At 37.1% G+C, this 12,488-nt stretch carries 11 protein-coding genes and 2 pseudogenes; 12 read left to right on the top strand and 1 reads right to left on the bottom strand.

Annotated elements, in window-relative coordinates; genetic code table 11:
• From P20652_RS18085 to P20652_RS09380, 8 genes and pseudogenes are all read left to right on the top strand, one after another.
• A partial coding sequence (locus P20652_RS18085; protein WP_139048213.1) for a glycosyltransferase occupies positions 1-1,001 on the top strand: 1,001 nt, incomplete at its 5' end.
• Positions 998-2,407: a mannose-1-phosphate guanylyltransferase/mannose-6-phosphate isomerase gene (locus tag P20652_RS09355; RefSeq protein WP_008168730.1), complete on the top strand. Its 1,410-nt coding sequence runs from the start codon at positions 998-1,000 to the stop codon at positions 2,405-2,407. The genes P20652_RS18085 and P20652_RS09355, both read left to right, overlap by 4 nt.
• Before the next feature lie 12 nt (positions 2,408-2,419).
• Positions 2,420-2,953, top strand: coding sequence for a phosphomannomutase (locus P20652_RS21470; protein WP_008168728.1), 534 nt, complete (start codon positions 2,420-2,422; stop codon positions 2,951-2,953).
• Positions 2,950-3,126 (top strand): annotated as a pseudogene (locus P20652_RS21465) (phosphomannomutase); the annotation flags it as partial. The gene P20652_RS21470 and the pseudogene P20652_RS21465, both read left to right, overlap by 4 nt.
• A 105-nt stretch (positions 3,127-3,231) precedes the next feature.
• Positions 3,232-3,831 (top strand): hypothetical protein, encoded by a 600-nt coding sequence (locus tag P20652_RS21460; protein ID WP_370587476.1) that lies wholly within the window; start codon positions 3,232-3,234, stop codon positions 3,829-3,831.
• A gap of 121 nt (positions 3,832-3,952) precedes the next feature.
• Positions 3,953-5,578: an aldolase catalytic domain-containing protein gene (locus tag P20652_RS09370; RefSeq protein WP_008168725.1), complete on the top strand. Its 1,626-nt coding sequence runs from the start codon at positions 3,953-3,955 to the stop codon at positions 5,576-5,578.
• 5 nt (positions 5,579-5,583) lie between these two features.
• Entirely contained in the window at positions 5,584-6,270 is a 687-nt protein-coding gene (locus P20652_RS09375; RefSeq protein ID WP_008168723.1) for a cytidylyltransferase domain-containing protein, read from the top strand.
• Positions 6,267-6,917 (top strand): HAD family hydrolase, encoded by a 651-nt coding sequence (locus P20652_RS09380; protein ID WP_008168721.1) that lies wholly within the window; start codon positions 6,267-6,269, stop codon positions 6,915-6,917. Before P20652_RS09375 ends, P20652_RS09380 begins: the two co-directional genes overlap by 4 nt.
• Positions 6,918-7,042: 125 nt before the next feature.
• Here the strand turns inward: P20652_RS09380 and P20652_RS18080 are convergent.
• Positions 7,043-8,431 (bottom strand): annotated as a pseudogene (locus P20652_RS18080) (MBL fold metallo-hydrolase RNA specificity domain-containing protein).
• Positions 8,432-8,904: 473 nt separating this feature from the next.
• On the opposite strand from P20652_RS18080, the gene wecA reads away from it, so the two are divergent.
• From wecA to P20652_RS20930, 4 genes are all read left to right on the top strand, one after another.
• Complete coding sequence (gene wecA / locus P20652_RS09385) at positions 8,905-9,936, top strand: UDP-N-acetylglucosamine--undecaprenyl-phosphate N-acetylglucosaminephosphotransferase (RefSeq protein WP_008168715.1); 1,032 nt, start codon at positions 8,905-8,907, stop codon at positions 9,934-9,936.
• A 111-nt stretch (positions 9,937-10,047) separates the two neighbouring features.
• Positions 10,048-10,374, top strand: coding sequence for a hypothetical protein (locus P20652_RS09390; RefSeq protein WP_008168714.1), 327 nt, complete (start codon positions 10,048-10,050; stop codon positions 10,372-10,374).
• 7 nt (positions 10,375-10,381) lie between these two features.
• Complete coding sequence (locus tag P20652_RS09395) at positions 10,382-12,109, top strand: polysaccharide biosynthesis/export family protein (RefSeq protein ID WP_008168713.1); 1,728 nt, start codon at positions 10,382-10,384, stop codon at positions 12,107-12,109.
• A complete protein-coding gene (locus P20652_RS20930) occupies positions 12,110-12,463 on the top strand; it encodes an ABC transporter permease (RefSeq protein WP_008168712.1) in 354 nt (117 codons plus the stop codon). It abuts the gene before it with no gap.
• Positions 12,464-12,488: the final 25 nt, after the last annotated feature.

Raw genomic sequence — 12,488 nt, 5'->3', positions numbered from 1 at the left:
ATCCTGATTTAGAAATGTATTTTGAAAAGAAATATCATTTCTTTAAAGATGAAATTAGCTTTTTTGCAAATAAAAAAATAGCTAATAAGCTAAGTATTTCTAAATCTTCATATGCTAATGTGTCTGGTTTTTCGTGGCGAATTTTTTTAGATTGTTTTTTGTCTTTTGTCGTTTTATTTAAGTTGCTTATTAATCGTATTAATATAGTCGTATTCGATACTGCGCACATTGCTAATTTACCCGTTGCGATACTCTGTAAGCTGTGTCGAATAAAGCTTGTATTTACTATACATGATTGGACCCCCCATCAAGGTGGGCAGCAAAAAGCTGTTGAACTATATAATAAGTTTGTAAAAAGCATGCTTGCGGATGAGTTTATTGTCTTCTCTAAAGTAACTACAAATAAAACAACCCATCACTTAAGCCTTTCTGGTTTTGATAAATCGATAAGTGAAGAGGCACAAAACTATTATTTATTTTTTGGCCGTATCGAACCTTATAAAGGCTTAAAATACCTTATACAAGTAGCTACTGAGTTAACTCGTTTAGGGAGGAGTGAGAAAGTATTAATCGCTGGAAAAGGAGATGACCCTGCATTGGCACAGCTGGCTACTTTACCAAATGTTGAGTTAATGAATTACTTCATCGAAGATGTAAAACTTGATGCTTTATTAAAGGGGTCAATTGCCACTTTATTGCCATATGATAGTGCAACACAAAGTGGTGTTATTCTTCATTCTTATGCATATAGTAAACCTGTTATTTCATTCGATGTTGGTGAGTTAGCTTCATATATTGAGCAGGGCAAAAGTGGATACTTAGTAAAGCATGGAGATATTAAGCAATTTGTTATGTGCATGCTGGATATCAAAGCAAATGAATTGAAATATAAAAACGGCGTTGAATTAGAGTTTAGCAAATATGATAATGCAGCTCTTAAACGACAGTACCAAGAGCTTTTTAAGAAGTTAAAAACTAATTTAGTTACAGGTGTTAAATGATTTTACCGATAATAATGGCAGGCGGTTCGGGTACTCGTCTTTGGCCTCTTTCTCGTGGTAATTACCCAAAGCAATTTTTAAAGTTAAGTGGCGACTTAACAATGTTGCAGCAAACAATTACCCGTCTAGAAGGGTTACCACATGAGCCTGCGATGTTTATTTGTAATGAAGAGCATCGCTTCATAGCCGCTGAACAAATTCGCCAAGCAAATGTATCTCATAGTGGTATTTTATTAGAGCCAGTTGGGCGAAATACGGCTCCAGCAATTGCCTTAGCTGCCTTAAAGGCAATAGAAAGTGGTGACGATCCTCTTTTACTTGTTTTAGCAGCAGATCATGTTATTGAAGATGTAGCCGCATTTCAAAAAAGTATTTTAATAGCTAAAGCACACGCTGAAAAAGGCAATCTCGTAACGTTTGGTATAGTCGCAAATAAGCCAGAGACAGGCTATGGATATATTAAACGAGGTAAAGCACAAAATGATGGATTTATCGTCGATAGTTTTGTAGAAAAACCGGATTTAGAAACTGCCCAACAATATATTGATAGCGGTCAATACTATTGGAATAGTGGCATGTTTTTATTTAAAGCGAGTAAATACCTACAAGAGCTAAAAGAGTTTCGCCCGGATATTTTAAGCGCCTGTGAAAAAGCAATTAAGGTTCAATCTAGTGATATGGACTTTATGCGGATAGATAAAGATGCATTCATAGAATGTCCAGATGAATCAATTGATTACGCTGTAATGGAACAAACAAATGATGCAATTGTCATTCCTATGGATGCTAAGTGGAATGATATTGGTGGTTTTTCAGCATTATGGGAAGTCTCACCGAAAGATAATAATGGAAACGCATTTACAGGTGACGTTAAGTCTGTAAATACAAAAAATTCTCTCGTATTTAGTGAAGATAAGCTGGTCACTACAGTAGGGATTGAAGACTTAGTAATTATTAATACAAAAGATACAGTACTCGTAGCTAAAAAATCAGAGTCTCAACTTGTTAAATCAATTGTAAGTCAACTCAAAGCAGAGCAACGATCAGAGGTCACTTTTCATCGAGAAGTCTATAGACCTTGGGGAAAATATGACTCAGTTGATAGTGGAAAGCGCTTCCAAGTAAAACGTATTACAGTAAAACCAGGTGCCAAGTTATCTGTGCAAATGCATCATCATCGTTCAGAGCACTGGATTGTAGTTTCTGGTACAGCAAAAGTGCAGATAGATGATACAGAAAAGTTTATTACGGAAAATGAATCTGTATATATCCCAATTACAGCTATACACGCGTTAGAAAACCCGGGGAAAGTTGATCTTGAACTAATAGAGGTTCAATCTGGCTCTTACCTAGGTGAAGACGATATTGTTCGCTTTGAAGACCGTTACGGAAGATTGGAAAATTAGAAGGGTTTAAATATGCAAGCACAGACTATTATAAAAGAAAGCGGGGTGCTATTTGGTACAAGTGGTGCTAGAGGTTTAGTTGATGTCTTTTCGGCTAATGTTTGTGCTGCTTTTACTATTGCTTTTATTGATGCGATTGAAAACGATTTTTCATTTGATACAGTTGCTATCGCGATAGACAACCGTCCTAGTAGCTATGCTATGGCGCAAGCATGTGCATCAGCATTAAAATTACACGGATTAGATGTAAAATACTACGGGGTTCTGCCAACGCCAGCATTAGCATTCAAAGCAATGCAAGACTGCATGCCATCAATAATGGTTACTGGAAGTCATATCCCTTTTGATCGTAACGGATTAAAATTTTATCGACCTGATGGTGAAATAAGCAAACAAGATGAAGTTGCAATTTTTAACAGTCCAGTAAAAGTGCAACCGTTACCTGCAAATTTAATAGAATTAAACATAGATAAGTCAGCCAAAGATGCATACTGCCAGCGCTACTCATGTTTATTTACCCCTGATACCTTAAAAGGAAAAAAATAGGTGTTTATGAGCATTCAAGTGCTGGAAGAGATATTTATAAGCAACTTTTTATTGAGCTTGGTGCAGAAGTTGTAAGTTTAGAGAGAAGCGATCATTTCATACCAATCGATACAGAGGCTGTATCAGAACAGGATAAACTAAAAGCAATTAGTTGGGTTAATGAATATGGTTTCGATGCCATTTTTTCAACGGATGGAGACGGTGACAGACCTTTGCTATCTGATGAAAAGGGTCAATGGTTAAATGGAGATTTATTAGGGCTATTATGCAGTAAACTTTTGAGAGTCGACTCTTTAGCTGTACCTGTTAGCTGCAATACTGCAATTGAAAAGTCAGGCCTATTTAAGCAAGTTAATAGAACTAAAATTGGCTCACCATATGTTATTGCTGAATTTAACGAGTTGCTTGTTAATTCAACACGCGTTGCTGGCTTTGAGGCTAACGGTGGTTATTTACTTGCGAGTGATATTAGTTTTAATGGGCAGGTAATTTCATCATTGCCAACAAGGGATGCATTGCTTCCTGCTCTTATTGTATTAGCACAGCCCAAAAGTATAAGTAATATGCTTGATGAGTTACCTCAAAGCTTTGTTGCAAGTAATCGAATAAAAGAGTTTCCTACATCCAAAAGTAAGGCTTTACTAACTAAGTTAGGTAATGACATTTCATTATTGACAGCTTTGTATAATTTAGAGCCACATCAAAAAGTGGATGTTACTGATGGGCTAAGAGTTACACTTAATAATAATGATATCGTGCATTTAAGGCCTTCAGGAAATGCACCTGAACTGCGTTGTTATGCAGAGTCTAGTTCGCTTCAAAATGCTCAACAAATTGTTATTAAAGCTTTAGATTTTGCTCGTAATATTGCAGTGTGATTTTACATTTGCTTTGAATTAAAAAGACATAAGCGCATTGCATTATCACGCTTTTCACTCGCAGTGCGTAACATTAAAAATAAGCATTTATTTGCCAACTAAATATTAAGGAGTCTTTGAAATGTTCGAAGATAATAAAAGCATTAAAGTATTGGACTGCACACTACGTGATGGAGGTTATTATAACAGTTGGGATTTTCCTACCGATTTAATTAATCAATATTTAGAGGCTATGCAAGCCGCTGGTGTTGATATTGTGGAGCTAGGTCTACGTTCACTAATTAATAAGGGTTTTAAAGGTGCAAGCGCTTATACAACGGATAGTTTTATTAACTCATTAGTCGTTCCTGAGCAATTGAGTGTTGCTGTAATGATAAACGGCTCAGAATTAGTTGGAGAAACACCTCTTGAAAGTGTTTTAAGTACACTTTTTCCTGTTAAAGCAGCTGATTCACCTGTGGATGTGGTAAGGATTGCATGTCATGTCCACGAGTTTGTTAATGCTTTACCTGCTTGTAATTGGCTAAAAGAGCGAGGATACATTGTTGGTTTTAATCTAATGCAGGTAGCTGAGCGCTCACAAGAAGAAGTTGAAGCGTTATCTTTAGAAGCAAGCAAATACCCTATCGATTCATTGTATTTTGCCGACAGTATGGGAAGTATGAACCCACAGCAAACGTCTAAAATCATTAGTTGGTTACGTAAGCATTGGGAAGGCCCTATGGGAATTCATACCCATGATAATATGGGACTGGCCCTACAAAATACATTACAGGCGGTCAACGATGGTGTTACATGGTTAGATGCGACTGTAACAGGTATGGGACGTGGCCCAGGCAATGCAAGAACAGAAGAGTTAGTTATTGAAGTTGCAGACATAAAATCAATAAGTATCAATATGGTGCCTTTAATGAGTGTAATTCGTAGCTTTTTTCAGCCTTTAAAAAATCAATGCAGTTGGGGATCAAATCCATATTATTATTTAGCGGGTAAATATGGAATCCATCCAACCTATATTCAAGAAATGATGGGTGACTCTCGCTATAGTGAAGAAGATATTTTAGCCGCAATTGAGCATTTAAAACTTGAAGGCGGGAAAAAATTTAAGCTCGATACATTAGATTCAACTCGTGAATTTTATATCGGAGAGCCAAGAGGTTCATGGAATCCTGCTGATATATTTGAAGGGAAAGAGGTTTTATTACTTGGTACAGGGCCTGGTGTTGCAGAACATAGAACCGCACTTGAAAGTTATATAGCCAAAAATAATCCTGTTGTGATTGCTTTAAACACGCAGTCTTCTATTGCTCAATCATTAATTGCTTTTAGGGTGGCATGTCATCCAGTTAGATTGCTAGCAGATTGTAGTGCACATGCTCAATTACCACAGCCTTTAATTACGCCTGCGTCAATGTTACCTGAAGATGTATTAGATGCGCTTAAAGATAAAAAGTTACTCGATTATGGATTATCAATAGAAAGCGATAAATTTAGCTTTGGCAGCCATTCAAGCGTATTACCAACGTCTTTAGTTATTTGTTATGCACTATCAGCAATCACTGCAGGTAAAGCATCTAAATTATTAATGGCTGGCTTTGATGGTTACAGTGCTGATGATCCACGTAATTCTGAAATGAATAAACTCCTTAAGTTATATGCATCTCAAGAACAGGCTCTAGAATTACTTTCGGTCACGCCAACGCGCTATGAAATTAAATCACAAAGTATTTATGGTTTAATGGAGTAACTGACATGGCTGTATTTGCTTTTTTACCCTGTAGAAAAGGGAGCGAACGCGTTCCTAAGAAAAATATTAAACCATTTAATAAGTTTGAAAATGGTTTAGTAGAACTTAAATTAAAACAGTTACTAGGGTGTGCCGCAATTGATAAAGTTATTTTATCAACAAACGATACCGAAATTTTAGATTATGCGGCCACTATAAAAAATGAGAGGCTTGTAATACATAAACGCGATGATACTCTTTGCAGTAGCTCTACGAGTACAGATGAGTTAGTCGCGCACGCATTAAGTTTGGTTCCTGAAGGTCATATATTATGGACTCATGTAACGTCACCTTTCATAAATAGTGCGCAGTACGAACTTATTATAAAAGATTACTTTGAAAAGTTAGAAACTGGTTTTGATTCATTAATGACAACAACTTTAATTCATGGTTTTTTATGGAACAAAAATGGTCCTATTAATTATGATCGTAGTAAAGAGAAGTGGCCTCGCACACAGACGATTGAACCAATATACGAAATTAATAGTGCTGTATTTTTAAATAGCGCAGCTAACTACGCAACATTAAATGATCGAATTGGTAATAACCCTTATTTATATGCAATGGATAAAATTATTGCACATGATATTGATTGGCCAGAAGACTTTGTTATCGCTGAAGCGATAGCTAATAATGGGCTAGCCGAGCTATGAAAATAACAGACTATAAAACAATTGTTTTTGATTGTGATGGTGTTGTGCTTGACTCTAATAAAGTTAAAACAACCGCTTTTTATAAAGCGGCACTTCCATATGGAGAAGAAAAAGCGCAAAGTTTAGTGGATTATCATGTAGCCCGAGGCGGTATATCTCGTTATAAAAAATTTGAGTGGTTTATAGAGCAATGTAAAGGTATTAAAGGGCCAACATTAACAGAGTTACTTGATACTTATGCTAAAGAGGTTGAAGTTGGTTTGTTGAGCTGTAAGATCGTAGATGGGTTGGAACTACTTAAGGAGCAAACTGGAAATGCAAACTGGTTAATAGTATCTGGTGGTGCGCAACATGAGCTTAGAGATGTTTTTTCCAAGCGGGGGATAGATTCACTTTACGATGGCGGTATATTTGGCAGTCCTGACACCAAAGATGAGATATTGGCTCGTGAAATAGCTAATGCTAATATTAAGCTCCCAGCTCTTTTTATTGGCGATAGTAAATATGACTTTGAAGCTGCAACCAATGCTAATCTCGACTTTATATTTATGACAAATTGGTCTGAGGTAAATGATCTAGATGCTTGGCTAAAAGATCAAAACATACAACATAAAAAATCTGTTTATAATCTTCTTTGTAAAAGTTAAAAAACAATTTATTTAGAGTTGCAATAGTAACAAAGAAACATGTTTAAAAATTTGTGCCTGCAGAGAGTTTAAATGTATATTTTTCTATGCAGGCGTATAATTGAAATTAATTGAATAAAACTCACCTAACTGCCAATCTCAACTATCGTTGTATTACCTAAAATTTCTTTATACCTATTCCCAAGCGCTTTTTTTGCATCATCATCGCCATGTACAATTTTTATATGGCTTGGCTTTTTATGCATACCTGTTACAAACTTAATTAATCCGTTTTGATCGGCATGGGCGCTATAGCCGCTAATTGTATGTATTTTTGCGTTTATAGTAATACGAGCATCATTTATAAAAACATACCCATTACGCGGGCCATATTTTTGAATATCGCGCCCTAGTGTGCCTCGCCCTTGGTAGCCTACAAATAATACATCACTGGTTTTATCATTTAAAAATCGCTCAAGGTAATTAACTATTCGGCCACCTGTGCACATACCGCTTGCCGCTAATATTATGGCGGGTGTTTGCCTAGTACTTAAATAGTTAATAATAGCCATATGCTCTTTGTGTGAATCAACCGTAGTTAGGTTTTTAAAATCGAGCGGGTGCCTACCTTTTGCTACTTTTTGCTTAGCCTCGCTATCCCATAGGTGCTTAAACTTTTTGTATTGCTCGGTAAAGTTAGCAGCCATGGGGGAGTCGAGTATTACGTGAATGTCTCGCCACTTAGACTTTTTAGATGAGCTATGTATGAGTTGCTCAAGCTCGTATAGCAGCTCCTGTGTGCGGCCAATACTAAACGCAGGTACTAAAACAACGCCGTTGTCGGCTACGGCGCGTTCAATAATGCTTTTTAGCGTTTTTGTACGCTCTTTACGGCCTTGATGATTTTTATCACCGTAGGTTGATTCAATAACTAGGGTATCGGCTTTATAGGGCGCTTTAGGTGAAGGGAGTAACGGTGTTTAAGGCGCGCCTAAATCGCCTGAAAAAACCACCCGATGAACACTTTTTTGAGAGTCTGTACTTTTGCCGCCATTTGCTACATCAATTTCAACATAGGCTGAGCCCAATATATGCCCCGCTCGTTGAAAACGTGCTTTAGCTGTTTGGTTGCCTTTGCAAGGTAGTTCAAACCACGTTTTATAATCAACAGCTACTATGCGTTTATTCAATAAGCTTAAACAGGCCGCTATAATTTTAGGGTCGCGGGTTACACCCACTTTTAAAGCATCTTCAATTACTAAAGGCAGCAAACTGGCTGATGCAATACTTGTAAAAATAGGACCTTTAAAACCGGCTGCTAATAAGTAAGGTATTCGACCAACATGGTCAATATGGCAATGGGTAACAATAAGGGCAGTAACATGGGTAATATTAAACTCAATTGAGAGGTCGGTTTTAGAGTCCTCCCCTTGAAATAACCCGCAATCAATAAGTACACTTGTTTGCTCGTTAACTACCAGCTCATGGCACGAACCCGTAACGCCATTAACCGCTCCGTGGTGAAGTATTTGCATTATCTTTCCTTGTTATTACTAATTTTTGCAACGATATTTACAGTATAAGTTAAATTACAAAAATTCAAGGTAGGCTATAGCTGTAGTGTTTTAACAATAAATAGGGCATATTTTCTATGACAAGACTTAATTCCTGGTTTATTTTTAATTTTGCTTAACTGCAGTAGAGTAATGTTCAGGCTATGTTGAGCTAAATATATTTTTTATAATTTGTTTGTACGCTATGGGTTTTTTGTAAAAGGATTGCATTAAAGCTGTAATAGAATTCAACTACGGTAAACAGCTATTTGTGGTATTATTTTTAATGCTAAAATAAAAATCATTAAAAAACTAATGATAAATCATGTGTTTTATGTATATTATCTCCTTAATATAGCTGAAATTAACCATGCATAAATGTAAAGGTTTTGTATACTTATGAGAAGTACATATACGTTACGCGTTAGCTACACTTTTACACACATGGACATATAATGGATTTTTGGTTACCTCTTTCAATTACGTTTATTATCTCACTTGTTGCCATAAAAGTGATTAACCCTATAGCTATAAAAACAGGGTTGGTTGACTTCCCATGCGCTCGTAAAATACATACAGGAAACATTCCTTTAGTTGGCGGGATTGCAATTTATTTAGCCGTTTTAATTACTTCAATGCTATTTATAGAATACAGCCGAAACTTAAATATTTATTTAGTTGCATCGGCGTTGGTGCTTTTTTTAGGTACTCTTGATGATCGTTACCAATTATCGGTTAGAGTTCGCCTTGTGGCGCAAGTACTTGTCGCGTCATTGGTTATATTTGGAACAGAGATATATTTACACAGCTTAGGATACATTTTAGGGTGGGCTGAACTAAAACTAGCAGGGTTTGGGATTGTATTAACGGTTATTGCTATTATTGCAGGAATAAATGCCATTAATATGATGGATGGCATGGATGGTTTAGTCGGTTTACTCAGCTTGGTTGCGTTTACAGCGTTAGCCTTTTTATTAAGTAGAGTTACCAATGCATGGAGCTTATTACCTGTTTTATTTATAGCCGCTTTGTTAGGTTATTTAATATTTAACCTCAAGCTTCACAGTTCGGTGACTAAAATATTTATGGGCGACTCAGGCAACATGCTTATTGGCTTAACGCTTGTTTGGCTTATGGTAATAGGAATAGAGTTAGATGCGCCAGCATTAAGACCTGTAACTGCCTTGTATATAATTGCAGTGCCTTTGATGGATATGGCGACAGTAATAATGCGTAGAATTAAATCAGGGGTTTCTCCTTTTCAGGCTGACAGGCAGCATTTGCATCACATATTTGAAGCTGCAGGTTATAGCCATCGTTTTTCGCTTATTGTTATTTCGTCTGGTGCAAGTATACTAGCCGCACTAGGTTGTTTAGCTGAAGCTTATGCAGTAGCTGAGTGGATAATGCTAGTATGTTTTTTATTGTTTTTTATGTGTTATTCGGCAATGACTAAACAAGCATGGAAAAAGTTAACGCAAATTTAGCTGCATCAAAGGATTTTATTTTGTTACTTACCAATAGATTAGAAAATAAATAATGAAAAAAATAAAGTTATACTATCACTTATCCCTTTTCTGTTTTTAACTGGCTGTGCTATGTCACCTCCTGTTCTTCATGCAACACGTGCGCTAATAGACGAACCCATAAAATCTAATGGCACTAGCACATTACCTGCGTATTTAAGTGACGTCTTAGACTCTCAGCAACAAGGTTACACAGGCGAGTATAATAATATTGAGTTTACATTAGGCCTACAATATACGTCAGCGTTAGGTGAATATTGTAGAGTGGTTTATTTAAAAAGAGCAGAGCAATTAGCCGAACAAGAGCGCCGCGCTGTATGTAAAAATACTAACCAACAATGGATAGTAACGCCTCAAGTAATTGAAAATAAAAACAACCAAATTAGCTTTGGAGCGTAAGTCTTTTATGAACATGCTAAGCAAAATAGTTAAAACATTTTTAATATTAACCTGCTCTACCATCAGCTTATTTAGCCTAAGTGCTACTGCAGCGGAACAAATATCGTTAAGCCAGCTTGAAAGCGCAGGTACTACGCAAACACAACTACCAAACGCATCACTTCAAAGCGGAACATACAGTAAACAAGGTCGAACAGGTACTTTATTACCGGGCGAAATGTCAGCGGCTGAATTACTCCCTACCCCAGAGTTTGGTTTGCCACCGCCATATGGTGCAAATTTATTTGCAGGTGGTTACGAAAGTGAGCGCCAAGATGGTCTAAACGACGATTACACAATAGCACCAGGCGACAAAGTTTCTATTTGGTTGTGGGGTGCAATAAACCAGTCAGAAGTTATCACTGTTGATAACCAAGGTAATTTATTTATAACTAACGTAGGTCCGGTATATGTAGCCGACGTAAAAGCAAGTCAGCTAAATAGCTACGTAAGTAATAAAATAAAAGAAGTATATAAAAGTAGCGTACAAATATACGTAAATTTACTTACCGCCACGCCAGTAAGTGTTTATATAAGTGGTAGCATTGTTCGTCCTGGGCAATATGCAGGTATAGCATCCGACAGTATTTTATATTACTTAAAACGCGCAGGCGGAATTGACTCTGAGCGAGGCAGCTACCGTTCTATAAAAGTATTACGTAACGACAAAGTAATTCAAAACATAGACCTATACGACTTTATTTTAAGTGGTTACCTCCCTAAGTTTAACTTTAAAGACAACGACGTAATTTTAGTTGAACGCCAAAAAGCAACAGTTGTTGTATCAGGAAGTGTAAGAGCGCCATTTAGGTTTGAATTTAAAGACAACCAAGCAACGGGTGAGCAACTAGCAAAATTTGCCCTGCCACTTGCTAAGGTAAGCCACGTAGGAATAGTTGGAGATCGCGATACAGGGCCTTTTTCGGTTTACCTCCCTTATGATAGATTTACAAATTTTGTGCTAAAAGATGGCGATCGTCTTATTTTTAACGACGATATACGCACGCAAGTGCTCGATATTCAAGTAGCGGGTAGTTATTTAGGGCCGTCGTACTTTGCGGTAAAAAACAACACACGCTTGCACGACCTACTTGCCAATATACAAATAGATAAAGATCTTGCTGACTATAAGTCAATTTATATTCAGCGTAAAAGCGTAGCTAAAAAACAAAAAGAGATGATAGAGCAAGCGTTAGACCGATTAGAGCGCAGTATATTTACCGCCCCAGCGTCATCCGACGGAGAAGCTAAAATAAGAGCCGAAGAAGGCAAAATGATTTTAGAATTTACCGAACGAGCCCGCAAAACAGTGCCACTCGGTAAAGTTGTAATTTCAGACCAAGGGCAAGTAGCTAATATTAGATTAGAGCAGGGCGATATAGTTTACATTCCTGCTAAAACAGACCTAATACACATAGGCGGCGAAGTACTTATGCCGCAAGCGCTTGTGTATAACCCAAATGCAACCATAGACGACTACATTGCATGGGCAGGAGGTTATAGTGAGCGTGCTAACTTTGAGCAAATAATGGTAATACACCCTAACGGCATGATAGACGTAGACGCCTATGGCACTTTAAAACCAGGTGACCAAATTTTAGTATTACCAAAAGTCGACACTAAGTTTTTGCAGTCGATTAAAGACATTACGCAAATAATTTATCAAATTGCTATTGCGGCAAATGTGGCAACCTAAATGACCACAGTACTTAAACGTAGTAACTGGGCAATATGGCGCGACGTTATATTTGCCCTGTTTGTTCGTGAAATCCGCACAGGCTTTAACGATAAGCTAGGGCTTGCGTGGGCGGTATTTCAGCCATTAAGTTTTATATTTTTACTATCGTACTTACGCGGCCTGATCTCAGGTAGTGACTCGCACACAGTGCCCACATTCGAATTTATGATGTACGGCATGCTGTTAATTCAATTGTTTTTAGAAACCTTAAATAACTCAGCAAATTCAATAAAAAAAAATAAAGCCTTATTTGCCTTTAGGCAAGTGCAGCCAATTAGTAGCGTTGTGGCCAGTAGTTTTTTGATTTGTTAGTTAAGCTATTTGTTTTTTACTTATT

Origin of the sequence: Pseudoalteromonas sp. BSi20652, assembly GCF_000239855.1 — a bacterium.
Classification (GTDB): Bacteria; Pseudomonadota; Gammaproteobacteria; order Enterobacterales; family Alteromonadaceae; genus Pseudoalteromonas.
Note: the sequence above shows the minus strand (reverse complement) of the source record. Positions and strands in the feature narration are given on the sequence as shown.